Below are 24,400 nucleotides of genomic sequence, written 5' to 3' on the forward strand. Positions count from 1 at the left end.
TCCTCCGACTTCATTGTAGGAGCCCGGAGCCCCCCCAACAAGACGGGTAATCCCACCTTGAGGGCAGATTTGACCACCTATTCTCGGTCCGGAGTATAACAAAAAAGACCTTGGCGCTATCTGCCAAGGTCCGGCTTCTTAGGCTACCGGAAGCGGAATCCAATCCGGCTTCTCGGGAGAAAGGTTCGTCAGGAGGGCTCTTCCTCCCTCCCGCTCCAGCATAGACAAGAGGGCATCGACGACCTCCGGATCGAACTGCTTGCCCCGGTTGATCTTCACCTCTTGAATCGCCTCCTCCAGCCCCCGCTTCTTGCGGTAGACGCGGTTCGAGATCATGGCGTCCATGGAATCGGCGAGAGCGATGATCCGCGCGCCCCTGGGAATCTGCTTGCCCCTGATCCCGTAGGGATAACCCGTTCCATCGTATCGCTCGTGATGGAACAGGATCATATCGAGCACGCCGTTCTGCTGAAAGTGAGAGATATGCTTGACCGTCTCGTATCCGATGACGGGATGGTTCTGAATAATATCGAATTCCTTGTCCGTCAGCCTGGCGGGCTTGGTCAGGATCCGCTCGGGTACCCCGATCTTGCCGATATCGTGAAGCCGCGCTCCGATGAAGACGGCGTCGCACTCCTTCTTCGGAAGCTTCATCTCCATCGCGATCCGGTAAGCGAACCGTGCTACGTTCTCCGAATGGTTCGCCGTATAGGCATCCCTCGAATCCAAGGACTTGGCCAATGCCTGCATCAGATTCAAGGTGGATACCCTCTCCCGCACCTTCATCTTGATCATCCCGGCCATCACTTCCGCCACCAGGGCATTCAACAGCCACTGAAGCAGGAACATCCCGACAAGAGGCGGCATCGGCATCGATTGCACATCGGACATCCCGACAAGAGACGGTACCGGCATCGATTGCACATCCAGCACCCCGACGGCTCCTGCCAGCAGCACCCTCACCCATGCGGCATGGAAGAAGGCGCATCCGCACAGGATCATCGATGCCATATATAATCCGTGGAAGGGCACATCGGTCATGAGATAACCGTCTGCTCCAATACTTAACGACAGCAGGAGAACGAAAGCACACCGGATGGCGGCCATTCGCTCCAGGACAATATCCAAACAACGGTTCGTGACGGATTCCAGCATAGGTCCACCTATTCCAAATGAATTCGCGCTATCATAGGGCGAGCCGCCATTTCCCCGGGGGGCTTGGCATTCTTATCCACTATAGTAGCCGCCTTGACTGAAATGTGGCTTAACCGGACCTTAAAACAAACTGAAACCCTCTCGCCGCCGGGATTAAAGAGCCTACCCTTTGTAAGCCGTCCCCTCCAGCATAACGAGACAATCCTCGTCGATGAATTCCGTGGTGCTGGTCATCCGTGCAGGATATCCGCCGGGTTCGAAGAATTCCAGGAACAGCTTCTCCATCTCGGGCAGATCTCCAATGCGCTTCAAATATACGTTCACCTTCACCAGATGCTCCAGCTTCAAACCGCATTCCTGCAGCGTCTCGCCGAGATGGCGGAGGGCTCTGCGGAGCTGATCGGCGAATTCGTCACCCCCGCCTCGGTGGAGGCCGAGAAAGACATAATCTCCGGCCATAACGGCCTTGGAATAGCTGTGCGGAGTTGGCAATCGGGTGATCATCTTATACACGCTCCTAGAGGGTTTCCCCAAGAATTGGAATCCCCTCCAGTATAGAACATATGTTCCCTGAATTCAAGGGCGATCTTACACCGCTTTCCTCCGGAAGTATCCCCAGCCTGCCGCCAGGAACACCAGGAAGCCGCCCCCGATGCAGAAGAGGAGAGGGTCCATGGGGATCAGCAGAGCTCCCATCTTTTGCGCCTCCTTCGGCACCATGGCCAGAAGCGGCTGCGCCCACGGATAGAATGGGCCGTACCGGGCGGAGTTCGCCACCAGAATATTCGGCAGCGTCAGGATCACGTTGACGGCCAGCGGTGCGGCAAAGCTCTGAAAGGCCACGGATACGAACAGCTGCAGCGCCGCCAAGGGCCAGCAGGCGAGCCAGCCTCCTCCCGCGGACATAAGCAGCATCCCCCAAGGAATGGGGGCTGAATAGCCCATCCCGACGCCGACCAGAACCACCGCCAGGAAGAACAGGATTTGGGTCAGCGCCAGCAAAGCCATGATCGTAACCAGCTTTACCGCATATAGGCTGCGCCGGGTGACCGGGAGCGAGAGGAGCAGCTTCCAGCCGCCCTCCGCATGCTCGTACCGGCAGATCAGCGCGGCGTAGATCCCGGTCAGGAGCGGCAGGATCAAGAGGCCGTGCAGGAGAGCCATGACGGACAGCAGGGTCTCCCAAGCTGCCGCACCATCCAGCCGGGCGGACATCCAGCCGGACAGGGCTGCCAGCACGGGGCTGGCCGGCACCAGCAGCCATATAACCGAACGGCGAAGCTTCAGCCACTCCGTATGCATGAGTCGCAGCATGTCACTTCACATCCTTTCGGATGAAGGCGGCCGAGCCGCCGATGAAGAGCAGGAGCCCCCCGAAGGCACCTGCCAGGATCCATATGAACCGATGCTCCGCCAGAACCGACAGGAGCGGCCATTTCCACGGCATCCAATCGGGCAGATAGACCGCGAACAGGGACAGCATAGTGCCGAGCACGCCCACGGTCAAGGGAATAGCCTGATTCGGCAGAAGCACCGACAGCGCGGTATGCAGGGCTACGAACGGCAGAATGGCCATATATGGTCCGTATGCCATGGCCGCCAGTTCCCCATAGGGTGCGTTCCCGAAGCCCAGGATCCAGCCCAGCACGGCCAAGAAGGGAATCAGGAGGGTGCAGGAGACGAAGAGCAAGAGCGCCGTCAACAGCAGCTTGGCCGCGTAGACCTGGCCTCTCTTGACCGGCAGGGCCAGCGTCAGCTTCCAGACGTTCATCCGATGCTCGATCCCGGCAGCCATGGAAGCCACGATGGCCGTTCCGATGAACATGGCGGGGAACATCAGGAGCTGGGCCGCGTCCATGAGCCCGCCCCACAGGTCCGCTTGATGCAGGTTGACCAAATAATCGTAACGAAGACCGAAGTTGACCGCCTGGAGTGCAACCACGCCGAAGGGGCCCAGGAACACCAGGAACCACAGCATCATCCGGCGGAGCTTCAGGAGCTCCACCGCCATAAGACGCAGGATCATAAGCTCCCCTCCCCGCCGGTCATCTCGAGGAACAGGCTCTCCAGGGAAGCTCCCTCTTCCTCCACCCGGTATACGTCGCGGCCGGAACGGACCAGCTCCCGGACCATCCCGGCCACCTCCCGGTCGCCCGCATGCGGGACGGCGATCCGGCCCGACTCCAGGGAGGCCTCGATGCCCAGGTCCAAGAGATGTCCGCAGGCCTCCTCCGGCTCGCTGACATGGAAGCGGATGCGGCTCCGGGCCGCTTCCCGCAGCCGGCTCATCTCGTCCTGGTAGATCAGGCTGCCCTTCGCAATGATGCCCACCCGCGTGGCCATCTGTTCCACCTCGGAGAGCAGGTGGCTGGAGATGAGCACCGTCACCCCGTGGGACGCCGGCAGCCCCTTGATCAGCTCGCGGATCTCCTGGATGCCCGCCGGGTCCAGCCCGTTGGTGGGCTCGTCGAGCACCAGCAGCTCCGGTTCGCCCAAGAGCGCCATGGCGATGCCCAGCCGCTGCTTCATGCCAAGGGAGTAGCCCTTCACTTGGCGGCAGGCATCCTTGGTCAGCCGGACTACGGCCAGCACATCGTCGATGCGGGACCGGGGAGCGCCCAAGAGCCGCCGGACCGCCTCCAGATTCTCATAGCCCGTCAAGTGTCCGTAATAGGAGGGGTACTCCACCAGGGAGCCCACTTTTTGAAGAATCTTCAATCGGTCTTGTCCCACGTCCCGCCCGAAAATTTGGATCCGGCCGCTTGTCGGCGCAGCCAGGCCGAGAAGCATGCGGATGGTGGTGGTTTTGCCTGCTCCATTCGGTCCCAGGAAGCCGTAGATGTCTCCCTTCCGGATCTTCATATTCACACCGCGGACTGCCTGGAGGCGGCCAATGGTTTTGGACAGGCCTTCGGTCTCCAGGATCCACTCGTTCTTCATCGTCGTCATGGAATCATCACCTCGGACTCCATCTTAGCGGTCCAAGGTTAAGCAACGGGACGGAACCCGTTTAATTTTCGTTTAAAAAAATCCCGACCACCGTTCCACCCTGGCCGCTTCTAATTTTGGTGGCAAGCCCCATCTCCTTGGCCAGCAGCCTGGCGATGGACAAGCCGATGCCGGCGCCCCGTTCGTCCGACCGCCCCTGCATGCCCGGTCCCCGGTCCTCGATGGTGATCCGGCCGCCTCCCTCCGGTTCCACCCGGAGTCCGATGTAGCCTCCCGGCTTGGCGTGGCGAAGCACATTCTGCAGGTAATTGTCCAGCATGCGCTCCAGCCCCAAGGGGTCGATCTCCCAATGGAAAGCGGTCTCCGGCAGATCCAGTTCCATAGTGAATCCCTCTTGCTCGAAGACCGGATACCAGCCGGCAAAATGAGTCCGGACCAGCCGGACCACGTCCGTCCTCCGTTTCGACAGGGGATATTTGCCGGCCGACAGGAGGCTGAAGGAGAGCAGATTCTCCAGCAGCTGGCCCAGAGCATCCGTCTTCCGCTCGATCAGATCGACGGAGGCCAGAGCCTGTGCGCTCAGCGTCTCCCGCCTCAGGCTGTATGCATGGCCCCGGATGGCCGTCAGCGGCGTCCGCAGATCATGGGAGAGCCGGGCGATCAGCTCCCTCCGGAGCTTCTCCTCCCCGGCCTCCCGCTCCCGGCCCTCCTGGAGCTGGCGGACCATCTCATTGAAGGCTGCCTCCAGCCGGCCGATCTCGTCCCCGTTCAGCACCGGCACGGGAGCCGGCAGGCTCGAACGGTCCGCCGCAGGCAGCGTCATCGCCTCCTGCAGCCGCACGAGCCGCCGCCGGATCCGGAGGAAGAACAGAAGCGACACACCCAGGAACAAGGCCGATAAGGCCCCCATGCCGATCAGATAAGGAACGCTGCGGGGCCGGTTCATATCCATCAGGCGAAGCGGCACCTGGATGGTCATGAAGCCCTCCTGAAGGCTCACATCGTCCCCGATAAACGCCACGACCGTGAACGGATCGCCCTGGACCCGCTCCTTCATGAACTGCACCGTATACGAGGCGTTCCACGTCCCGGGCAGGTCCGGACGGTCCGGCAGCGCCAGCCGGGTTTGGCCGGACCGGTCCACCCAGAACAGACTCGCCTCGGGGTAGACCTCCCGAAGCTGCCGGAGACGCTCGTCCACCTTCTCGGCGGTGGCGCCTGCAAGCGCTGCGGCTTCCGCATGCCATTCCCGCTCGAGCACCCTTCCATCGTCGCGGTAGGGGGAGGTGGATTCCTTTCCGAGGGTCAGCGTCATCCAATAAGCGCTCATCGTCATGACGACCAGAGCCCCGGGCAGCAGGATGAGCGCGGAGAGCACCAGCAGCACGTATTGGCTCAGCAGAGAGTTCCGGAGGCGGAGCTTGCGGGCCCATGCCGCCAGAAGGGAGCCCCGGACCGGGAGCCTGCGCTTCCGCGCCGTCACAGCTTCACCCGGTAGCCCAGTCCCCGGATCGTCTCGATTAGGAGAGGCTGGCTGGGATCGAGCTCGATTTTTTCACGGAGGTAGCGGATGTGGACCATGAGGGTCTTGTCCCCCTCCAGGTAGGGCTCGCCCCAGACGGACTCGTAGATCTGCTCCTTGGTCAGGATCCGGTTGGCGTTGCGGAGCAGGTAGAGAAGGATCTGACGCTGCTTCGCGGTCAGGACGATCTCCTCGCCCGAGCGGGTGTCCGTCACCGTCTGGCTCTCCGGATTCACCTCGATGTGTCCGGCCCGGAGCGTCTTCTCCTCCGCAGGGGGGTGCCGGCGGAGCAGAACCTCCACCCTGGCCGCAAGCTCCTCCGGGTGGAACGGCTTCACCAGATAGTCGTCTGCGAACTGAAGCCCCTGCAGCTTGTCCTCAACCGACGTCCGGGCGGACAGCATGAGGACCGGCACGCCAGGCGCCTCCCGCTTCAGCCTCTGCCCCACGGTAAACCCATCCAAGCCGGGCAGCATCACATCCAAGATGGCCAGATCCGCCTCCTTGATGCGTTCCGGCGCCCCCTCCCCGGAGGTCAGCCAATCCACCTCGTACCCCCTTCTCTCCAGATCGGCCTTCACCCAGCTTCCAATCTCCGTATCGTCCTCCACATACAGCACACGCTTCGCCACTTCAGTATCCTCCCGGCCGAAGAAGACGGGGGCTTCAGCGCATCCCGTCTTCGTGATATTCGTTCTCTTCAGCTTAGCACATGGCAGAGCGTTGGGGTATCCCTTGCCAAAAGGCTTCCGCCACGCTACCGGACGGCCGCGGTTGCCGGCCATTCAGCAGGCAGGGGGACCGGCTCCCAAGAAGCCCCTCGGTCAGCCGTCCGCAACAGCCTCGGGGCCAAGCGGTCATCCAGCGCCAGCATCCACCCGCCGGAGGGCGGCAGCAGCTTCAGCGCCTCCACGCTGATCACGCCGTCCAGCGGAAGCGGCTCGAAGCTTCTCCCGCCGTCCCGGGTGGCCAACAGCCCCCCGTCGATGGGACCAGCCCCGATGCTCAGGGCGACGAACCCCCGGTCTGCGTCGGCAAATCGGACCGCCCGCGTGTAAGGCCGGCCGCCCCGCATCTCATGGACCCCCTGCCAGCTGCTTCCCCCATCCTCCGTCCGGTAGAGCATCGACTGCAGGGTTGACGGATGGTAGAGCAGCAGCCATCCTCGCCGGCCGTCAGTGAAGTCGAAGTTGATGGCGCGGGCGTCCGCTGCCGGGTCACCCAAAGGCTGGCGGCTCCAATGGGCTCCCCCGTCGGTGGTGTGCAGAACGGCGCCTGCGCAGCCGGCCGTCCGTTCCTTATCCGGGTCTGCGCTGCAGCCGGAGCCCAGGCTGCCGAAGACCCAGCCGCTCTTCGCGTTCTGGAAATGGTACCGCTCCGGAAGGAAGGGCGCTCCGGCGCCGTCGAAGGATATCGGCTGCCAGTCCCGGCCCCCGTTGGCGGAGGTCAGGAGCGTTGAGCCGATCAAGGCGTAGCCCTGGTCCGCACCGGGGAAGGTGACCCAGCCGGGAGCATAGCCGTCGGCGTGGTCCACCGGCTTCTCCCACCGCACGCTCCAGCTCGCTCCGCCGTCCCGGGTCTCCAGAAGCTGCAGCTTCCCGCAGGCCCAGCGGCCCTCCCGCCCCGCGCAATCCGCCGCTCCCGCGGCCCAGGCCGTATCTCGGTCCCGGGCCGCGATCCCGCCTACGGTGACGCCCGGCAGCACCGTGCCGTTCCAGCTCCGGCCGCCGTCCCCGGTGCGCCACAGCGCCGTACCCCGGCCTGGGCCGGTCTCGCCGTAGACCCAGCCGGTCCGCCCGTCGTCGGCGAAGTCCATCCCTCGGAAGACGAGGGGCTCCCCAGTCGACGGCGTTGCGCCGGTGGCGGGGGTGGGGGTGGCAGGCTGCTGGGCCGAGGTGCTGGCGACGGGAGCGGCGGTGGGCTGCTGGGCCGAGGCACTCCCGGCAAGGGCGGCGCTGGGTGAGGCGGCGGCTTGGCCCCCACTCGCGGCAGAACCGCCATCCCGGCAGCCCGCTGCGCCCCCCATTAGCAGCAGCACGGTTACGGTGGCAAGACATGCGGTTTGATACATGGTACGTTTCATCATCGCGTCGCCCTCCTTAACGTGTCGGTTGTATACCCTATTAGACGTTTCCCGATCGGCTCCGGTTGAAACACACCGCCCGCGGCCACTCTAAGCAGCCTCCCCCAGATTTACCCAATCCCCTCTGCTGTTGGCCCCATGTTCCCTTTCAAATCCTGTACTTTGTACAACAATCTCCCCTCTAGCCCCGTTCTCCTCTCAGCATTCCACACTTCCCTTCATGCAAAAAACCCCCGCCGCTGTGTCACACAGCTAGCGAGGGTAATCGATCACACTTAGTTTCTTTCCTGTGTGAACCGGTACGTGTAGACTGCTCCGCCAATCGTAGCGGACAGGAGGGCGAGAGGGAGGTTCACCTGGAACAGCCCGTACACAGACAGCAGCGCGCAGGTGACGATGACGGCCTTGTACAGCCTGTAGGCAACCGAGGTTCTCCGGGCTTCCCGCTTCGCCAGCAGGAAGTCGTAGACATCGGCCACGTTGTAGTTGGCGTTGTCGAGGAACTCCCGTGCCTCCGCTTCCCGGATGCTTACGATTCGGGCCAGACGGCCCGCCTCGGCGATGAATCCGGCCATCTCGGTACGGGTGCCCATGGTCCGGAGGAAGCTGCGGGCGTCCACCGTCAACGGCTCCGAACCGCCGACCGCTTGGCCGACCGCCCGCTCGTCCCCGGCACTTGCTGCCGCCTGCTCCTCCCCGGCACGACCGGCTGCCCGGTCCCTGTACTGCTCCACGAACAGCCGGACGAAATCGGCTTTGGCTATCATGTCGCTTCCCCCTTCCCTCTTATGGTGCATCCCGCTTAGGCCTGCAGCTGCTTCAACTCGTAGAACGCACCCCGGCTCTCCATCAGCTCCTGATAGGTGCCCACCTCGGCCACCCGGCCGTTCTTCATCACCACGATGCGGTCGGCGTCGCGGATGGTGGAGAGGCGGTGGGCCACGATGAAGGTGGTCCGGCCGCGGACCAGCTCCCGCATAGCCTTCTGGACGATGAACTCGGACATGTTGTCGAGGGCCGAGGTCGCTTCGTCCAGGAGGATGATCTGCGGGTCGCGGATCATGGCGCGGGCGATGGCGATGCGCTGCCGCTGTCCGCCGGACAGCTTGCCGCCGTGCTCGCCGATCATGGTGTCCAGGCCGTCCGGCATCTCGGCCACCACATCCTGCAGGTTGGCCATCCGGATGACCTGCTCCAGCTTCTCCTCCGGCACCTCCGTCAGACCGAAGGTGATGTTCTGACGGATGCTGCCGGAGAACAGGACGGTGTGCTGGGGGACCACCGCCAGCTTTTGCCGGTACGAGCGGATGTCCAGCTCATCGAAGGGCACCCCGTCCAGCAGGATGCCGCCCGAGGTCGGACGGTAGAAGCCCACCAGCATGTTCAGCACCGTGGACTTGCCCGCCCCCGACTCGCCGACGAAGGCGATGCACTCGCCCGGGCGCACGGACAGGTTGAAGCCGTTCAGCACGTGCTTATCCGTATCGTTATAGTGGAACGCCACATCCCGGAACTCGAACGCCCCGTGGACCGCCTCCACCTTGCGGGTGCCCGTGTATTCCTCCGTATCCCGGGAGGTCAGCACCTCGGAGATGGAATGAATGGACTCGAAGCCCCGCGCGAACTGGGGATATACGTTAATAATACCATTGACCGAGTTCAAGATGGTGGTGAAAAATCCCTGGTACATCACCACGTCCCCCGGCTTGATCTCGCCCCGGTACGCCAGCACGCAGGTGAAGCCCAGACAGACGATCTGGAACAGGGTGAACACGGCCCAGCTGGACGACCCGAAGAACGCCTCGGTAAGGTCCAAGCGGTAGCCCTTGGTCCTAAGCTCCATGAGCGTGGAATCCGTCTTCTCGATCTCCACGTCCTCCAGGCCGTGGGCCCGGGTCACGGGGATCATCTCCACCGTCTCGGCCACCTGTCCGGACATGAATTCGATCTGCTTGCGGAACTCCCGGTTCTTCGTGCGGATGGTCTTCCGGAAGAAGGACACCAAGGCCACCCCGAACGGCACCACCAGCGCGAAAAAAGACGTGATCGTCAAGCTCTTGGACGCCGTAATCCCCACTGCGATCACCACGTTGGTGACCGCCGGCAGGAACGCATACATCATCTGCTTCGAGAGAGTCTCGATGGCCTCTACGTCGCGCAGCACCTTGGACTGGAGCTTGCCGGTCCGAAGCTCGCTGTGGTAGGCCATGGACAGGTGCTGCAGCTTCCGGAGCAGCGTGCCCCGAAGCCCCGCCTCCACCTGCCGGGAGGACCGGCTCATGAAGCTGACGTGTATGACCTGCGAGGGCACGTTCTGGGCCACCACGATGCCCAGAATGATCAGGTCCCGCCACAGCCAGCCCAGGCCCTGATCCCGGGTCCCGTCCAGATGGTTGATCATATCCGCCGTCACGATGGGAATCACCCAGACCGGAGAATGCTTCAGAATATAAAAGGTTAACGACAACAACAAGTTCAACCGTAAGCCTCGGTACAGCATCCATAAGGTGTGGAGGGGGCGGTTTTTGCGGAACCGATCGTCTAAGAACAGCTCTTCAAAATCCAGCGGCTTCCCTCCGGTCTTCGCCGTACTTGCCATGCGCTGTGTGTCCTCCTGTCCGGCCGAAGCCGCCGAATATCTCTCGAATTCTTCCGAATTAACCGAGCCGTCCCGTCAGATGGCCCTCATGGTCGTTCATCTCCGCGCCGGTCGGGATCACCTGCACGCTCAACCGGCCCTCCTCCATGAACCGGCAGGTCAGGGTGAACATCTGCAGCGGATCGATGACGTGCACGGTAATCACGAGCGTCCGGTCATCCGTCCAGACCCCCGCTCCGTAAGCTGCCGCCCCCTTGCCCATAAAAGGCTCCGTCCCCCGGGCCCAAGCCCTTAGGCCGAATCGAAGCTCCCTGCGTTCTCCGCCGATGTCGAGCAGGAGCCGGGACTCTCCGCCCTCCAGAACGAACTCGCAGGCTTCGAAGCCGTATCGGCTGCCGGGGTCCAGAACCCAGCGACGGCCGTTGACAGCCAGAGCCGAAGGAGAGTCCGCCTGCCCTTCCGGCAGGAAGAGGCTCAGCGCGCCGAGCCGCTCCTTCAAGGCAGCCTCCGCCGACGGGTCGGCCGGGAGCGGTTCACCCTCTGTAAGGGAGGCGTGAATCGTGGACCAAAAGCACTCCAGAATGCGGGTCTGCCCGTCCTTGTACTCCAGCGTGTTCGCCGTGGTGACGAAGACCAGGTCCTGCTCCGGCAGCACGACCACCAGCTGGCCGCCCATGCCGAAGGCGCAGTAGCCGTTGTTGCGGATCCGCCAGAACTGATAGCCGTAGCCCAGCTTGCCGTCCAGCATCATGCGGGTGCCGTAGGTGCCGATCCGGCTGCCGGTGCTGCGCTCCACCCAGCCCTCCGGAAGCAGCCGTACGCCGTTCCAGACGCCGTTCTGCAGATACAGCTGGCCGAACCGGGCCAGCGCCTCCGTCGTGCAGCGGATGCCGCTGCCGCCCTTGTTGATGCCGAGCGGATCGCTCTCCCACCACAGCTCCCCCATGCCGAGGGGCTCGAACAGACGGGGCCGCAGGTAGTCCAGCACGGTCATCCCCGTCACTTTCTGCAAAATCGCGCACAACGTATGGGTCCCCGTCGTGTCATAGGCAAAGCTTGAGCCGGGAAGCTTGGCCGGCGGCGTATTCAAGAAGCCGCGCACCCAATCGTCAATCTTCGTGTCCGTAGATTTCGGATGGACCGTGGCCATCATCAACAGATGCTCCACAGTCATCTGGGCCGTATAAGGATGAAGCTCCCCCTCCAGCTTCTCGGGGAAGAAATCCGCCACCCGGTCCGACAGCTTCATACGGCCCTCGCCAATCGCGATGCCGATGGCGGCGGAGGTAACGCTTTTGCTGACTGAGAAGACCGGGTGCAGGTCCTTCGGGCCGAAGGGGCTGTAATAGCCTTCGGCGGCGACCCGGCCGCCACGGAGCAGCATGAAGCTGTGCAGCGGAATGCCCCGCTCCTCCGCTTGCTCGATGAACGCCAGAATAGAACGAGACGATATGCCCGCCTCATAAGCCGCGATACGTTCCAGCCGGACCTCCTGATCGTTCCGGTTCTCACTTGGTATCATCCGATTCAACACTCCTCATTCTATTACGTCCAGACTTTCCGAGATTAGCCCCCATTGTAGCGGTTCAGGCTTGACCTGTCGATGTCCGTATTATTCGAGCATTCCCCCTGGAACGGAGGAAAGCGCCCAAAACCCAGCTGTAGCTCGCACAGGCGGGGTTTTGTCATGAAATCGCTATTTTGTTTGTAATCTAGAATATTACTAAACAATAATTCATTATTGTTGCTATTTTTTCGCTTTTCTTCATTGCATTTGACTCGATCCCTCCGCCGACCACAACGGAAACCCCTTTGGCTTCCAAGGGCTACACGGCTGCCCGCCTATTGGCCCCAATATTTCCCGACGGTCACCTTATGTCACATTACCTAACACCATTTTCATCAATCTCATGACAATCGTTTCCAAATCCTTGCCGCAGCCACGCCCCACCCCTTACACTTCAATCCATTAACCATTCACGCGGCTAACCATCCCAGCAACCTCCCATCGGCGTTACCCCCATGCGGGATACCAACATACGAAAGGGTGCATCAATCATGTTAATGATCCAAGCAGTAGTCAGACCGGAGAAGGCCGACCTGGTATTGGCCGAATTGATGAGCGCCGGCTTCCCGTCGGTCAGCAAGCTGGACATTCTGGGACGCGGCAAACAGAAGGGGATTCAGATCGGGGAAACCTTCTACGACCAGATCTCCAAGAAAATGCTGATCATGGTCATTCCGGACGAGGATAAGGACGAAGTCGTCAAGATCATCATGCGGTACGCCCGCACCGGGGAAAAAGGCGCCTTCGGCGACGGCAAGATCTTCGTCATGCCGGTCTACGAAGCCTATACCATCAGCACGGGCAAGGCGCAGCTGTAAGATCTTCCTAACAAAAAGCTCATCCTTACCGGATAGCCGGCGGGATGAGCTTTTTGTTATGCGTGCCCTGGATTATCCGGCGTCCTGCTCCTCCTGCCGGAACCCCTCCAGACGAAACTCCTCCCGCCACAGCTCCGCATGCTGCTCCATGAGCCGGATGAATTCCTGGAGGGACGGGGTCCACACCTTGTTCTTGTGGGTGGCGATCTGGGTGCAGAGCCGCTGGGGCCGGTCATCCCAAGCAAGTCGGACCAGCTTGCCCTCCTCAAGCTCGGAGCGGACGGTCACCAGGGGCAGCAGGGCCACTCCCAAGCCGGACATGACGCAGTTCTTGATGGCCTCGATGCTCCAGAATTCCAGGCTCGGATTCGGATGGATGCCATGGGCGTTCAGCACCCGCTCGAACAAAGCCCGATACGTACAGCCCGGCTCCGTGCAGAGAATGGTCTCTTCCTTCAGATCCTGCGGCTCCACCAAGGTCCTGACGGTCAGCGGATGGTCCGGAGCGGCAATCAGCGCCATATGCTCCTGCACCAGCGTAATCTTGTTCAGATCCCGGTCCTCGGATTCGGGGTCCATGAAGAGGGCCATATCCAGCTCCCCGGAACGAAGCCGGTCGCCCATCTCCCAGCATAAGCCCGGCTTCAGGATGATGTTCACCGCCGGGTACTTCTTCTTATACTCCCGTATCACGTTCGGCAGACGGAAGGCCGCCATGGACTCGGGCGCCCCGATGGTCAGCGTGCCTGTGAAATCGGACTGCAGCCGGATGGCGTCCTTGGCCCGGTCATGCATCCGGGTCAGATCCTGCGCATACGGCAGGAACCGTTTGCCGGCCTCCGTCAGGACGGTCTTGCTCCCCAGCCGGTCGAACAGCGCCGAGCCCAGCTCCGTCTCCAGCGCTTGAATCTGGGCCGTAACGCTGGATTGGGCGTAATTCAGCTGATTCGCCGCGCGGGTAAAGCTGCCCGCTTCCACCACGGCAATGAAGGTGAATAAATGCCTAAGCTCCATGTTCCCCCGCCTCCCCATCGGATTTGCCGATGCCTTTCATCGGATTGTTCCGTTTCACCGATGGCCCCATTATCTGATAGGATGGTAAAAAATACAAGACGCTTTGGAGAAAAAAGCGGCATGGAGGCGAGATCTATGGAGATGGAGAGATCCAACAATCAGACGGTACTGGGTCAAGAGAGCAAAGCTTGGAGCGGCAGCTGGATGGAGGTCGCATTCTGGTCCGCCGTCCTGACGTCCGTCGGCGCTCTGTTCCGGCTGGAGGGCTGGGAATTCGGCATCACCGCCGCGCTGCTGGCCCTGTTCTATCCACACTTGGCCGGGGCCTCCGGCCGCAGCGCCCTGTTCGTCTTCTACGGCATCGCCGGATTGGCCGCCGCGTTATGGCTGCCGGCTCCCCTTGCAGCCGCCATCAGCGGAGTCGTCGCCCTCGGGGCCGGATTCGCCACCGCCAGTTCCGCCACGGCCCCCGCCGAGCGGATGACCCGCATCCTGTCCGAGCTGGGAGCCGGTCTCGCAGCCGCCATATCCGGCATCCTGCTCCTGGTCCGCAGCCAGGATTGGGTCTACCAGCCGGTTCAGCTGGCCGCCGCCATCTTCTGCGTCCTGCTGCTCGTCATCACCCGGAACCGGCTCTTAAGCGTCGGGTTAAGCGCCGGGCTCGTGCTGTTGGCGGCTCTTCACGGCCAGCCGTAACCGTCCGGGCTTTAGAACCCCATCCAATGGATGAGCCAAGGCGCCGTACAGAGGGTGAAGAAGCCCGTCAGGATCATGGACACACTCGAGATCGAGCCGGCCAGGGTGTTGAATTCGAAGGCCTTGGTGGTGCCAGCGGCGTGGGCTCCCGTACCGAGAAGCACGCCCTTGGCCAGGTCGTGCCGGATGCCGAGAAGCCGGATGATGACCGGCCCCAGCACCATGCCCAGTATCCCGGTCACCAGAACCAGGACCGCCGCCAAGGCCGGAATGCCGTTTAAGAGATCCGAGGTGGCCATGGCGATGGGCGTCGTCGCCGAGTGCGGAGCCAGGCTCCCCGTCATTTCCCCGCTCAGGTTCAGCCCCCGGGCCAGCCATACCGACGACAGAATCGCTGCCGTCGAGCCTGCGAAGACGCTGGTCACGATGGCCAGCGCATGCTTCCGAAGCACCGCGGCATTCTTGTACAGCGGCACGGCCAGGGCGATCGTCGCAGGACCGATCATGTCACTCAGCCAGCGGGCACCGGCATGGTAGTTCTCGTAAGGTGTGCGCAGCGCCAGGATCAGCCCGACTACGGCGATGGGCGCCAGCAGAAGCGGCGTGAAGATGACCCGGGGGAATCTCCGGTAGAACCGTTTTGCCCCTGCATATAGAAGTATCGTTACCGCAAGCCAAACCACAGGTGCATTCATGGCCTCCCCGCCCCTTTCCGTCCCGCCATGCGGTCCGCAATCAATCCGCTGCCCACCATCACAACCAGGACGCTCCCCGTTACCGCCGCCAGCAGCTGAAGCCCGCTCTGCCGGATCAGGTCCCCGTATTCCATCATACCCACCGCCGGAGGGATGAAGAACAGCAGCATCTCCGCCAGCAGCCACTTGGCCCCGATATCGATCCATTCCAGCTTGATCACCTTCGTCTGAAGAAGCAGGAACAGCACTACGATGCCGAGAATGCCCCCGGGAACCGGCAGGTCCAGCCAGCTAGCCAGCCCGTTCATGAGCCGCGAGAAGAGGATAAAGAATCCGACCTGCAGAGTGCCGAGCGCGAGCTTTTTCATAACCATCCGTCCCTTCTATATGGCTCTAAGTATACACCCCGCCCTTTCATTGGTAAAATGAATATATCGAATGAATCCTATTCCATTCATCTATACCTATGAGGTGCATATGGACATCCGCGACCTGCAATACGTATTGGAGCTGGCCCGGCAACGCAGCTTCACCAAGGCCTCCGAGGCCCTCCACATCACCCAGCCCACCTTGAGCAAAATGATCAAGAGCCTCGAGGATGAGCTCGGCGTCCAGCTGTTCACCCGCGAGGGCAAGTCGGTGGAGCTTACCGATGCGGGCCGGGTCATCCTGGAGCAGGCCGGCCCCATCGTGGAGGCCTTCCGCAGCCTGACTGCGGAGCTGGCGGACCTGACCCGCCTGGGCAAGGGACAGATCCGGATCGGGCTCCCGCCTATGGTGGGAGCGAACTTTTTCCCCGGGATCATGAGCCGGTTCCGGAGCCACTATCCCGGCCTTGCCCTCCTGCTGGAGGAGGCTGGCTCCAAGAAGGTGGAGTCTCTGGTGGCCGAAGGCGATCTGGATCTGGGCGTGGTGCTTCTGCCGGTGGATGAGACCCGCTTCGACACTCACACCATCGTCCGGTCCCGGCTCCAGCTGGCCGTCCCTCCCGCCCATCCCTTGGCCGCGGGTAGCCGTGCCATGCTGAAAGAACTAGCGGGGGCAGACATGATCCTGTTCCGCGAGGACTTCGGACTGCACGACAAGATTCTTCAGGAGTGCCGCAAGGCGGGCTTCGAGCCGAATGTGCTCTATGAGAGCTCCCAGTGGGACTTTATGACCGAGATGGTGGCGGCGGGACTCGGAGTCTCCCTCCTGCCCGAGGTCATCTGCCGGACTCTCGATCCCGCCCGCGTCCGCGTGCTGGAGCTGACGGATCCCGTGATCCCGTGGGATCTGGCCATGATCTGGCGCAAGAAGAGCTATCTGTCCTTCGCCGCCCGGGAATGGATCCGGTTCACGCAGGAGCTGTTCGCCCGATCCGAAGGGGACCTGCCGCAAGACGGGGAGCCGCCCCGCTCCTGACGCGGTCTTGGGTGCCTCGGTTGACTTCCGTGCAGGCGCTTGGGAGAATAGATGGCATAACCGCCAAGAGCTTGAATCGTGACTCAAACCTTATGGATGAAAGGAGATTTGCCGCATGAACGTTGCCCGTCCTCCCTGTTAAGCTTGAGCCCAAGCCCGAGCACGGGCACCTCCCCCGCCTTCCGGTCGTGAACGCCTTTCACCACCGACTGCGAAAGGGGATTGCCCGTGAAGATCCGAACCAATTTGACGCTGTTGTATGCCGTCCGATTTTTCCATAACCTGATTCCCGCCTATGTGATCGAGAGGCTCTTCTGGGAGCAGCGGGGCATGACCGTAGAAGAGGTCGTCTACACCGAGATGCTGTATGCCGCCGTCATCCTGCTCCTGGAGGTGCCCACCGGCATTCTGGCCGACAAGCGGGGTCGGAAGCTGCTGCTCCTTGTGGACGCCGTTATGGGCTGCCTGGAGTTTCTCCTGCTTCTGCAGGCCACTGCATTCTGGCACTTTGCCGCCGTCATTCTGTTGACGGGAGTGGGCCGTTCGGCCAGCAGCGGCGCGGAGAACGCCCTCTTGTACGACAGCCTCCTCGAGGTCGGCCGGGAGCAGGAATTCGAGCGCCACCTGGGACGCCTGAACGCCCTCGACGGCATATCCGCCGTCCTGGCCGCTCTGGCGGGAGGCTTCCTGGCCGGACGCTTCGGCCTGGAGCTGAATTACTGGCTCTCCTTCGGCTCCATGGCACTCTCGCTGGGCGCCACGCTGCTTTTGGTGGAGCCCCGGCGCGGGACGGAGTCTGCGGAAGGCCCGGATGCGGGGGCCTCCCTTCCGCTCCGCGTATATGTGCGGGAGTCCCTCCGCTTCTTCCGCAGCCGGAGGGATGTGGCCCTCATCCTGTCCGTAGGGATGGTCACCGGCGCGTCCATGAGCTTCCTCTACGAGTTCTGGCAGACCTACCTGAACCGGCTCGGCTATGCGCCCGCAGCCTTCGGCTTCTTCTCCTCCGCCCTGTTCCTCGGGCAGCTGCCGGGCAGCCTGCTGGCCCACCGGCTGAAGCGCCGCTTCCGAAGCCGCAGCCTGCTCCTGGCCGTGGCGGCCGGCACCGCGGCGTGCTTCGCCGCTATCGCCTTCCTCCGGGGCTGGGCCGGCATCGCGGCGATGCTCTTCGCCGGCATGCTGTATGGCTTGGCGGAGCCCCTGGCCGCCGGATACCTGCACCACCGGACGGACTCCGCCATGCGCGCCACCCTGGATTCCTTCCGCTCCCTGGGGGAGAACGCCGTGCTGACCGCCGCCGGCCTGGGCTTCGGCTTCTTCTCGGCCCGGTATGACATCTTCGGCGGATACGGCTTTCTGGCAGCCGTCTGCGGGGCGGCGGCCCTTGCCTTCCACATCCTGACGCGGAATATAGACGAGGACTGACGCACGAAGGGCGGTTCCTTCAGGTTGAACCTGAAGGGACAGCCTCTTTGCTTTTTGGTGCTCTGGGCTGACACAAAAAAGAGGCTTCCACAGCGCCAAAGCCCTGCAGAAGCCTCTTCCTCCGCCCACCGTCGGGACCCTGTCCCTATGCGGTGCGCAGCTTATCCCACCCTCTGGAACTGGCTGGCGTTCAGCTCATAATAGAAGCCCTTGCGCTCCAGCAGCTCATGATGGGTGCCGCGCTCGATGATGCGTCCTCCGTCGATGACGAGAATCTGGTCCGCCTCCCGGATCGTGCCCAGGCGGTGGGCGATGACGAAGCTGGTGCGCCCCTTCATCAGCTCCCTCATGGCCTCCTGGATGTGCATCTCCGTCCGGGTGTCGATGCTGCTCGTCGCCTCGTCCAGAATGAGGATGGCCAGGTCGGCCAGGATGGCCCGGGCGATGGTCAGGAGCTGCCGCTGGCCGTGGCTCAGATTGTGGCCCTCTCCCGACAGCACCGTGGCGTAGCCCTTGGGCAGCTTGCGGATGAAGGAATCGGCGTTGGCCAGCTTGGCCGCCGCCTCCACCTCCGCATCGGTCGCTTCCGGCTTGCCGTACCGGATGTTCTCCCGGATCGTGTCCGAGAACACGTAAGCGTCCTGCAGTACGATGCCCAGCCGGGAGCGGAGACTGTCCTTGTCGAGGTCCCGGATGTCCGTCCCGTCTATGGTTACGCTGCCGCCGCCGATCTCATAGAACCGGGTCAGCAGGTTGATGACCGTAGTCTTCCCGGCGCCGGTCGGACCGACCAGCGCGATGGTATCCCCCGGCTTGGCATGGAGCGAGACCTCCCGCAGCACCGGAACCCCTTCCTTATAGCAGAAGTCCACATCCCGGAACACAACTTCACCCCGGACCTCCTCCAGCTTCCTGCCGCGCCGGCCCGCATCCGTTCCCGCAGCTGCTTCGGTATCTGTACCCCCACCGTCCCCCGCCTCTGCGTATTCCGGCTCCGTATCCATAATCTCGAACACCCGCTCCGCTCCCGCGATGCCGGATTGGATCATGTTGAACTGGTTGGCCAGCTCGTTGATAGGCCGGGCGAATTGGCGGGAATAGTTCAGGAAGCTGACCACGACCCCTACGGTCATCAGACCGTCCAGCGCCATCCAGCCCCCCGCAAAAGCGATCAGCGCAAAACTCAAGTTGCCCAGCACGTTCATGACCGGCCCCATAAGACCGGTGGAGATCTGGGCTTGGATGCCGATCTTGGTCAACCGGCGGTTAATGGTGTCGAATTCGGAGATCGCCTTCTCCTCCCGGCAGTAGGCGGCCACCACCTTTTGCCCCGAGACGGTCTCCTCGATGAATCCGTTCAGCTCCCCCAGACTCTTCTGCTGGCCAGCAAAAGCCTTACGCGTATACCCCGCGATCTTCCGCGTCACCAGCATCGTTAACGGCACGATCACGATATTGATCAGAGTCAGCCACACGTTCAGCGTCAGCATGATGATGAGTGTGCCCGCCAGAGTCAGAGCGCTGTTGATGAGCTGGGCCACGCTCTGGTTCAGCGTGTTGGAGATGTTGTCCATATCGTTGGTCGTCCGGCTCATGAGCTCTCCGTGCGTCTTCCCGTCAAAAAACTTCAGCGGCAGCCGCTGCAGCCGCCCGAACAGATCGTCCCGCAGCTCACGGACCGTCCGCTGGGACACCTTCGTCATGATGTAGGCCTGGAACCAGTTGAGCACGCCGCCTACCGCATAGACGGCAGCCAGGATGAGGCACAGGCGGACCAGCCCGCCACGGTCCCGCGGAATGATGTAATCGTCGATGGCCACGCCGATAAGATACGGACCGATCAGCCCAAGTCCCGCGCCGACGGCCGTCAGCAGGATGACGGCGGCCAGTCCTCCCCGCTGCCTGCGGAGATAGCGCCATAGGCGGGCCAGGGTATCCTTCATATTCTTGGGCCGGACCTTGGGACCCATGAAGCCCCGGCCCGGTCCCCCGCCCATTCCGGGCACCATGGGCTGGGGGCCGGATGGCGGCGATTGGCGTTGAGTCGGTTGATTACCCGGCATGGGCGACGTCCTCCTCTCGATTCTGGGACCGGCAGATGTCCCGGTAGACCTCGCTGGTCTGCATCAGCTCCCGATGGGTGCCCGAAGCGGCGATCCGCCCGTCCTCCAGCACCAGGATCCGGTCGGCATCCATGACCGACGAGATCCGCTGGGCGATGATCAGGCTGGTGCATCGCTCGAGCTGCTCCCGGAGCGCCTTCTGGATGCGCGACTCCGTGCCTAAGTCTACGGCGCTGGTGCTGTCGTCGAAGATCAGGACGGCCGGACGGATGAGCAGTGCCCGCGCGATGGAGATCCGCTGCTTCTGGCCGCCGGACAGATTCACGCCCCGCTGGCCCAGCTGCGTGTCGTAGCCGTCGGGCATCGCCATGATGAAATCATGGGCCTGCGCCGCCTTGGCCGCCGTCTCCACCTCCTCCTGCGTGGCGTCCGGACGCCCGAAGCGGATATTGTCCCGGATGGTGCCGGTGAACAGAATGGATTCCTGCAGCACCATTCCGATGCGGCTCCGCAGGTCGCCAAGCTCATACTCCCGCACGTCCCTGCCGTCGATCCGGACGCTCCCCTCCGTCGCCTCGTACAGGCGGGGAATCAGATTCACCAGCGTGGATTTGCCGGCGCCGGTGGAGCCTAACAGGGCCACCGTCTGTCCCGGCTCCACCCGGAAGCTGATATCGTGAAGCGCATCGTCCTCTCCGCCGTAGGAGAAGGACACGCCGTCGAACTCGATGGCGCCGTTGCAGACGGTGCACCGCCCTGCGTCGGTTCCATCCCCATTCCGGATGTCCGGTTCCGTGGTCAGAACCTCGTTGATCCGGTCGGAGGAAGCCTTGGAACGGGACACCTGCATCATCATCATGCCCACCATCATCATGGAGGAGAGCAGTTGGGTGACATAGTTGATGAAGGCGACCAGGTCACCGACCGCAAGCGTTCCGCCCCACACCTGGTTACCGCCGAACCACAGCACCGCGACGATGGTGCCGTTCAGAAGCAGGAACATGGCCGGCGACATGGTGGCCATCACCACGTTGGCCTTCACGGCCGTATCCATGAACTCTCCGTTAGCCGAGCCGAACCGCTTCTTCTCGAAGTCGGAGCGGACGAAGGCCTTCACCACGCGGATCCCGGCCAGATTCTCCCGGAGCACCGTGTTCAGCCGGTCCAGCTTGGCCTGAACCTTGGCGAACATAGGGAAGCCGGTGCGGATGACCACATAGACCACCAGGGCCAGAATCGGAGTCACGACCACCAGGATCAGCGCCAGCTTCACATGGATGGCGAAGGCCATGATCAGGCTGCCCACCGCCAGGAACGGCGCCCGCACCATGACCCGCAGCATCATCTGCACGAACTGCTGCACCTGCGTGACGTCATTGGTCAGCCGGACGATCAGGGAGCCCGGGTCCAGCTGCTCCAGATTGCGGAAAGAGAAGGATTGCACCTTGCGGAACAGCGTGTCCCTTACATCCGATCCGAATTTGAGCGCTGCGATGTTGGCGTACACCGCGCAGCCCACGCCTCCGAGGAGGCCCAGGAGCGAGGTGCCGAGCATGAGCAGCCCCGCCTCCCGCATCCGGGAGAAATCGCCGCCCAGCACCCCCTCGTCCACGATGACCGCCATCAGCTTCGGCTGCAGAAGGTCCATGTACACCTCCAGAATCATCAGGAGCGGAGCCAGCAGGGCGGCCACCCAATAAGGCTTCAAATATTTGGCAAGCTTCCACATTCGTTCGATCACACCCTAATTGATTAGTCAGCGAATCATTCGCCCGGTCTGACGGGCTCTTCCCCGACGGTCCCCGCCTGCTTCAGATTGTCGTACATCTGAAGCAGCAGCCGCCGGAACACAATTCTCTCTTCCATCGTAAAATTGCCGAAGCAGGTCGCTTCCATCGTGCCGATCACGTCCCGGAGCTCTTGATGGGCCTCGCGGCCCTTCTCCGTCAGGTAGACTCGGGATACCCGCTGGTCGGCGGGATCCGGCTTCCGCTCCAGCAGACCGTTCTTCTCCATCCGGCCGATCATCACGTTCAGTGTGGCCGGCGTGATCTCCATCTCCTCCGCCAGCTCTCTCTGGCTCCTCCCGTCCCGTTCCGACAGGAGACGCAGCACCGGCGGCTGTCCGGGGAAGACCTCCTTGTCGGACAACAGCTTGTGCACGGTCTGGTGATGAAGCTTCGCCACACGCTTGAAGACTACGTCCAGATGTGGAGTCCGGTTGATATCCATGGACAACGCCCCTTTTTTCATTAGCCAACTAATTATTTATGGTACGGATGGGACAAGCTTACGTCAAGCTGTTTTTGTGAGGTGAGATCCGGAGATGCCTGTGAACTCCGGCTGGCGGACACTCTGATAGGGCTGTTAACCGCAAAGGGGCGCGGGTCATCCTCAACCCTTCCGCTGATCAACGGCACATTTGCCCTTGGTTCATTACATTCCCCTTCATCCGACTGGATGAAAGGCACTGATGCCGTTGATTGGAGGTGAGATCTCCCTTGTTCCCTGCTATGGGATCACAAGCGGCATATTTGCCCTTGGATCCCCGACGCTGCTATTATTCGGGGCAACCGGCGGCATTTGTGCCTTTGGCTGCGATTAAGGCACCGGGAACCTAGCATCGAGACTACAAAAAGGCCGTCCCCGCGCTCCGCTTATGAAGCGGAAGGGGAACAGCCTTCTTGTGCTCGCTTGAGGGCAGGCTATTAGCGCACTGATGTCAGCCTGCGGGTGCCGCACGGGCCACGCGGACGGATCGTCTTCCGGGGCACCTTAGCCGATAGTCTTCGGGGGCACCTTGCGAGTACGACCACCGGCGCACCTCGCGGAACACGGCACCCGGTGCACCTTGTGAGTACAACTCCTGGGGCACCTTATGAGCTCGTCTTCCAGCGCACCTGCGGGCATACGTTCAGTCCTAATCTTTGCTACTGCGGGTCCATTACGCCGGCGGTCTCCTGCGAAGCGGCCTGCTTCTCCGCTTGGGCCACCTCGTTGCGCTCGTGGCCGAGCTCACGGGTTTCCGCGAACGGGCGGCCGGACGGGAGGTCTGCCGTTTTTTTCTTCCTATCGGACTTGTTCATGCTCCATCCCTCCTGGGTATGAGTCGATGCGGTGGTAGTATGCCGGAGGGCGCAGCCGATTATGCCATGCTTGACATGCTTGCCATGCTTGCCACGCGTGCTTGCCCTCCCACTCCACCGCCGGGTGCCGCTTCACCTTGCCACGGGTACGCCCTTCCATTACGATGGGTGTATCGGTGTTTACCCTTGGAGGAAGGAAGGTGGCGGGTATGGAGGCCATGGGCGGAGCGGAGCTCCTGATGGCGGCGGCAGTGACGGAGGACCAGCTTCAGGAGTTCTTGGACCGGTTCCGGTCCTACGGGCCGATTCCCGGCCTGCTGCTTCCTTTCCTGAAATCGTTCGTCCCCCCTCTGCCGACGCTGGTGATTATCGCCTTGAACGCAGCGGTGTACGGGCTGTGGCTCGGTTTTTTGTACTCGTGGGTCGGGCTGGTCTGCGGGTGTATGGCTTCCTTCCTGCTGGTGCGCAAGATAGCGGGACACCGCGTGCTGGCACGCTGGACCAAGAAGCCCAAGGTAGCCAGGGGCATCCGCTGGGTGGAGCAAAACGCTTTCCGCTATGTGTTCCTGTTCAGCCTGTTCCCGATCGGTCCCTTCGTCGTCATCAACCTCGCGGCGGGTCTGGCCCGGATGCGGTTCCTTCCCTATGCGCTGGCCCTGGCCTCCGGCAAAGCCGTCATGGTGTTCACCGTCTCCTGCTTCGGATACGATCCCTCCCGTTACTGGGAGAACCCGAGCCGGCTCCTCTACATCGCTCTGCTGGCCGTCCTCTCTTTCGTTGCCGCCAAAAAGCTCGAGGCCCGCTACTCCGCTTAGCCGTCTTCGCAGGATTCCTGAGCGCCCCGGGACCTGCTCATGGCCGTCTCCCCCGTGCGGGTCAGCTCCAGGATGCCGTAGGGCCGGAACAACCGCAGCAGCGCGTCGTTCTTGGCCACATCCCCCACCGCCTGAACGATCAGCGTATCCGGCCCGACGTCAGCCACCGCGCAGCGGAAGGATTCCGCCAGCGCGATGATCTCCGCCCGCTTGCCGGGGGCCGCCTCCAGGCGGACCAGCATCAGCTCCCGGGCGAGAAGCGGCCCGTCGTCCAGAGCGGTCACCCCGATCACATCGATCAGCTTGCCCAACTGGAGAATGATCTGATCCCGGATCCGCTCCTCCCCCACGGCCACGATGGTCATCCGGGAGACCCCCTCCTCCTCGGAAGCCCCCACCGTGATGCTCTCGATATTGTAGCCTCTGCGCCCGAACAAGCCCGCTACCCGCTGCAGTACGCCCGGATGGTCGTTGGTCAGGACACCCAGCGTATGCCTCTTGGTTTGCCCCAT

Annotated in this window: 24 protein-coding genes; 5 read left to right on the forward strand and 19 right to left on the reverse strand. The window is 62.4% G+C overall.

Annotation, left to right across the window (positions count from 1 at the left end):
* Positions 1–138 precede the first annotated feature (138 nt).
* The 11 genes from ACSEXW_RS16440 to ACSEXW_RS16490 all read right to left on the reverse strand — a co-directional run bounded on the left by ACSEXW_RS16440 (position 139) and on the right by ACSEXW_RS16490 (position 11,830).
* The gene (locus tag ACSEXW_RS16440; protein WP_438447258.1) at positions 139–1,155 is read right to left on the reverse strand and encodes an HD-GYP domain-containing protein; all 1,017 of its coding nucleotides are present in this window, start codon (positions 1,153–1,155) and stop codon (positions 139–141) included.
* A gap of 162 nt (positions 1,156–1,317) precedes the next feature.
* Positions 1,318–1,659, reverse strand: coding sequence for a RidA family protein (locus ACSEXW_RS16445; protein WP_438447259.1), 342 nt, complete (start codon positions 1,657–1,659; stop codon positions 1,318–1,320).
* Between the two features lie 84 nt (positions 1,660–1,743).
* Entirely contained in the window at positions 1,744–2,469 is a 726-nt protein-coding gene (locus ACSEXW_RS16450) for an ABC transporter permease (RefSeq protein WP_438447260.1), read from the reverse strand.
* A gap of 1 nt (position 2,470) precedes the next feature.
* The gene (locus ACSEXW_RS16455) at positions 2,471–3,181 is read right to left on the reverse strand and encodes an ABC transporter permease (RefSeq protein ID WP_438447261.1); all 711 of its coding nucleotides are present in this window, start codon (positions 3,179–3,181) and stop codon (positions 2,471–2,473) included.
* Positions 3,178–4,095, reverse strand: coding sequence for an ABC transporter ATP-binding protein (locus tag ACSEXW_RS16460; RefSeq protein WP_438447337.1), 918 nt, complete (start codon positions 4,093–4,095; stop codon positions 3,178–3,180). The genes ACSEXW_RS16455 and ACSEXW_RS16460 overlap by 4 nt, the downstream gene beginning before the upstream one ends.
* Positions 4,096–4,165: 70 nt before the next feature.
* Positions 4,166–5,587: a sensor histidine kinase gene (locus tag ACSEXW_RS16465; RefSeq protein WP_438447262.1), complete on the reverse strand. Its 1,422-nt coding sequence runs from the start codon at positions 5,585–5,587 to the stop codon at positions 4,166–4,168.
* Positions 5,584–6,258, reverse strand: a complete 675-nt coding sequence (locus tag ACSEXW_RS16470; protein ID WP_438447263.1) for a response regulator transcription factor — start codon at positions 6,256–6,258, stop codon at positions 5,584–5,586. Before ACSEXW_RS16470 ends, ACSEXW_RS16465 begins: the two co-directional genes overlap by 4 nt.
* Positions 6,259–6,383: 125 nt before the next feature.
* A complete protein-coding gene (locus tag ACSEXW_RS16475; RefSeq protein ID WP_438447264.1) occupies positions 6,384–7,712 on the reverse strand; it encodes a WD40/YVTN/BNR-like repeat-containing protein in 1,329 nt (442 codons plus the stop codon).
* 272 nt (positions 7,713–7,984) lie between these two features.
* A complete protein-coding gene (locus tag ACSEXW_RS16480; protein ID WP_438447265.1) occupies positions 7,985–8,476 on the reverse strand; it encodes a hypothetical protein in 492 nt (163 codons plus the stop codon).
* 35 nt (positions 8,477–8,511) lie between these two features.
* Positions 8,512–10,308 (reverse strand): ABC transporter ATP-binding protein, encoded by a 1,797-nt coding sequence (locus ACSEXW_RS16485; protein ID WP_438447266.1) that lies wholly within the window; start codon positions 10,306–10,308, stop codon positions 8,512–8,514.
* 58 nt (positions 10,309–10,366) lie between these two features.
* Positions 10,367–11,830 (reverse strand): serine hydrolase domain-containing protein, encoded by a 1,464-nt coding sequence (locus ACSEXW_RS16490; RefSeq protein WP_438447267.1) that lies wholly within the window; start codon positions 11,828–11,830, stop codon positions 10,367–10,369.
* Positions 11,831–12,366: 536 nt separating this feature from the next.
* Here ACSEXW_RS16490 and ACSEXW_RS16495 point away from each other — a divergent pair.
* Positions 12,367–12,693 carry a P-II family nitrogen regulator gene (locus tag ACSEXW_RS16495; protein WP_438447268.1) on the forward strand — a complete coding sequence of 109 codons (327 nt, stop codon included), beginning with the start codon at positions 12,367–12,369 and terminating at the stop codon, positions 12,691–12,693.
* A gap of 72 nt (positions 12,694–12,765) precedes the next feature.
* Here the strand turns inward: ACSEXW_RS16495 and ACSEXW_RS16500 are convergent, their stop codons facing one another.
* Positions 12,766–13,707 (reverse strand): LysR family transcriptional regulator, encoded by a 942-nt coding sequence (locus tag ACSEXW_RS16500; RefSeq protein WP_438447269.1) that lies wholly within the window; start codon positions 13,705–13,707, stop codon positions 12,766–12,768.
* A 135-nt stretch (positions 13,708–13,842) separates the two neighbouring features.
* Here ACSEXW_RS16500 and ACSEXW_RS16505 point away from each other — a divergent pair, with 135 nt between their 5' ends.
* Positions 13,843–14,403, forward strand: a complete 561-nt coding sequence (locus ACSEXW_RS16505; RefSeq protein WP_438447270.1) for a hypothetical protein — start codon at positions 13,843–13,845, stop codon at positions 14,401–14,403.
* 11 nt (positions 14,404–14,414) lie between these two features.
* Here ACSEXW_RS16505 and ACSEXW_RS16510 read toward each other — a convergent pair whose 3' ends face one another.
* The gene (locus ACSEXW_RS16510; RefSeq protein WP_438447271.1) at positions 14,415–15,098 is read right to left on the reverse strand and encodes an LrgB family protein; all 684 of its coding nucleotides are present in this window, start codon (positions 15,096–15,098) and stop codon (positions 14,415–14,417) included.
* A complete protein-coding gene (locus ACSEXW_RS16515) occupies positions 15,095–15,466 on the reverse strand; it encodes a CidA/LrgA family holin-like protein (RefSeq protein ID WP_438447272.1) in 372 nt (123 codons plus the stop codon). Before ACSEXW_RS16515 ends, ACSEXW_RS16510 begins: the two co-directional genes overlap by 4 nt.
* A 109-nt stretch (positions 15,467–15,575) precedes the next feature.
* Between ACSEXW_RS16515 and ACSEXW_RS16520 the strand changes: the two genes are divergently transcribed.
* Positions 15,576–16,502: a LysR family transcriptional regulator gene (locus ACSEXW_RS16520; protein ID WP_438447338.1), complete on the forward strand. Its 927-nt coding sequence runs from the start codon at positions 15,576–15,578 to the stop codon at positions 16,500–16,502.
* A 228-nt stretch (positions 16,503–16,730) separates the two neighbouring features.
* Complete coding sequence (locus ACSEXW_RS16525) at positions 16,731–17,924, forward strand: MFS transporter (RefSeq protein ID WP_438447273.1); 1,194 nt, start codon at positions 16,731–16,733, stop codon at positions 17,922–17,924.
* A gap of 161 nt (positions 17,925–18,085) precedes the next feature.
* Here ACSEXW_RS16525 and ACSEXW_RS16530 read toward each other — a convergent pair whose 3' ends face one another.
* The 4 genes from ACSEXW_RS16530 to ACSEXW_RS16545 form a co-directional block, all read right to left on the reverse strand.
* Positions 18,086–19,987, reverse strand: coding sequence for an ABC transporter ATP-binding protein (locus ACSEXW_RS16530; protein ID WP_438447274.1), 1,902 nt, complete (start codon positions 19,985–19,987; stop codon positions 18,086–18,088).
* Positions 19,977–21,716 carry an ABC transporter ATP-binding protein gene (locus ACSEXW_RS16535; RefSeq protein WP_438447275.1) on the reverse strand — a complete coding sequence of 580 codons (1,740 nt, stop codon included), beginning with the start codon at positions 21,714–21,716 and terminating at the stop codon, positions 19,977–19,979. The genes ACSEXW_RS16530 and ACSEXW_RS16535 overlap by 11 nt, the downstream gene beginning before the upstream one ends.
* Positions 21,717–21,751: 35 nt before the next feature.
* The gene (locus tag ACSEXW_RS16540) at positions 21,752–22,219 is read right to left on the reverse strand and encodes a MarR family winged helix-turn-helix transcriptional regulator (RefSeq protein WP_438447276.1); all 468 of its coding nucleotides are present in this window, start codon (positions 22,217–22,219) and stop codon (positions 21,752–21,754) included.
* 698 nt (positions 22,220–22,917) lie between these two features.
* On the reverse strand, positions 22,918–23,073 hold the full coding sequence (locus tag ACSEXW_RS16545; protein WP_438447277.1) for a hypothetical protein: 156 nt from the start codon (positions 23,071–23,073) through the stop codon (positions 22,918–22,920).
* A 209-nt stretch (positions 23,074–23,282) separates the two neighbouring features.
* Here ACSEXW_RS16545 and ACSEXW_RS16550 point away from each other — a divergent pair, with 209 nt between their 5' ends.
* On the forward strand, positions 23,283–23,888 hold the full coding sequence (locus tag ACSEXW_RS16550) for a TVP38/TMEM64 family protein (RefSeq protein WP_438447339.1): 606 nt from the start codon (positions 23,283–23,285) through the stop codon (positions 23,886–23,888).
* Here ACSEXW_RS16550 and ilvN read toward each other — a convergent pair.
* Positions 23,885–24,400 carry an acetolactate synthase small subunit gene (gene ilvN / locus ACSEXW_RS16555; protein WP_438447278.1) on the reverse strand — a complete coding sequence of 172 codons (516 nt, stop codon included), beginning with the start codon at positions 24,398–24,400 and terminating at the stop codon, positions 23,885–23,887. The two genes, ACSEXW_RS16550 and ilvN, sit on opposite strands and share 4 nt — an antisense overlap.

Origin of the sequence: Oryzibacillus soli (assembly GCF_051594765.1) — a bacterium.
Taxonomy (GTDB): domain Bacteria; phylum Bacillota; class Bacilli; order Paenibacillales; family NBRC-103111; genus Paenibacillus_AR.

Excerpts from the sequence above, each read along its gene's own strand:
- ACSEXW_RS16490 (WP_438447267.1), bottom strand. The coding sequence starts at position 11,830 with ATGATACCAAGTGAGAACCGGAACGATCAGGAGGTCCGGCTGGAACGT.
- ACSEXW_RS16535 (WP_438447275.1), bottom strand. The coding sequence starts at position 21,716 with ATGTGGAAGCTTGCCAAATATTTGAAGCCTTATTGGGTGGCCGCCCTG.
- ACSEXW_RS16445 (WP_438447259.1), bottom strand. The coding sequence starts at position 1,659 with ATGATCACCCGATTGCCAACTCCGCACAGCTATTCCAAGGCCGTTATG.
- ACSEXW_RS16530 (WP_438447274.1), bottom strand. The coding sequence starts at position 19,987 with ATGCCGGGTAATCAACCGACTCAACGCCAATCGCCGCCATCCGGCCCC.
- ACSEXW_RS16545 (WP_438447277.1), bottom strand. The coding sequence starts at position 23,073 with ATGAACAAGTCCGATAGGAAGAAAAAAACGGCAGACCTCCCGTCCGGC.
- ACSEXW_RS16475 (WP_438447264.1), bottom strand. The coding sequence starts at position 7,712 with ATGATGAAACGTACCATGTATCAAACCGCATGTCTTGCCACCGTAACC.
- ACSEXW_RS16520 (WP_438447338.1), top strand. The coding sequence starts at position 15,576 with ATGGACATCCGCGACCTGCAATACGTATTGGAGCTGGCCCGGCAACGC.
- ACSEXW_RS16450 (WP_438447260.1), bottom strand. The coding sequence starts at position 2,469 with ATGCTGCGACTCATGCATACGGAGTGGCTGAAGCTTCGCCGTTCGGTT.
- ACSEXW_RS16495 (WP_438447268.1), top strand. The coding sequence starts at position 12,367 with ATGTTAATGATCCAAGCAGTAGTCAGACCGGAGAAGGCCGACCTGGTA.
- ACSEXW_RS16500 (WP_438447269.1), bottom strand. The coding sequence starts at position 13,707 with ATGGAGCTTAGGCATTTATTCACCTTCATTGCCGTGGTGGAAGCGGGC.
- ACSEXW_RS16505 (WP_438447270.1), top strand. The coding sequence starts at position 13,843 with ATGGAGATGGAGAGATCCAACAATCAGACGGTACTGGGTCAAGAGAGC.
- ACSEXW_RS16540 (WP_438447276.1), bottom strand. The coding sequence starts at position 22,219 with ATGGATATCAACCGGACTCCACATCTGGACGTAGTCTTCAAGCGTGTG.
- ACSEXW_RS16550 (WP_438447339.1), top strand. The coding sequence starts at position 23,283 with ATGGAGGCCATGGGCGGAGCGGAGCTCCTGATGGCGGCGGCAGTGACG.
- ACSEXW_RS16480 (WP_438447265.1), bottom strand. The coding sequence starts at position 8,476 with ATGATAGCCAAAGCCGATTTCGTCCGGCTGTTCGTGGAGCAGTACAGG.
- ACSEXW_RS16440 (WP_438447258.1), bottom strand. The coding sequence starts at position 1,155 with ATGCTGGAATCCGTCACGAACCGTTGTTTGGATATTGTCCTGGAGCGA.
- ACSEXW_RS16515 (WP_438447272.1), bottom strand. The coding sequence starts at position 15,466 with ATGAAAAAGCTCGCGCTCGGCACTCTGCAGGTCGGATTCTTTATCCTC.
- ACSEXW_RS16455 (WP_438447261.1), bottom strand. The coding sequence starts at position 3,181 with ATGATCCTGCGTCTTATGGCGGTGGAGCTCCTGAAGCTCCGCCGGATG.
- ACSEXW_RS16510 (WP_438447271.1), bottom strand. The coding sequence starts at position 15,098 with ATGAATGCACCTGTGGTTTGGCTTGCGGTAACGATACTTCTATATGCA.
- ilvN (WP_438447278.1), bottom strand. The coding sequence starts at position 24,400 with ATGGGGCAAACCAAGAGGCATACGCTGGGTGTCCTGACCAACGACCAT.
- ACSEXW_RS16460 (WP_438447337.1), bottom strand. The coding sequence starts at position 4,095 with ATGAAGAACGAGTGGATCCTGGAGACCGAAGGCCTGTCCAAAACCATT.
- ACSEXW_RS16485 (WP_438447266.1), bottom strand. The coding sequence starts at position 10,308 with ATGGCAAGTACGGCGAAGACCGGAGGGAAGCCGCTGGATTTTGAAGAG.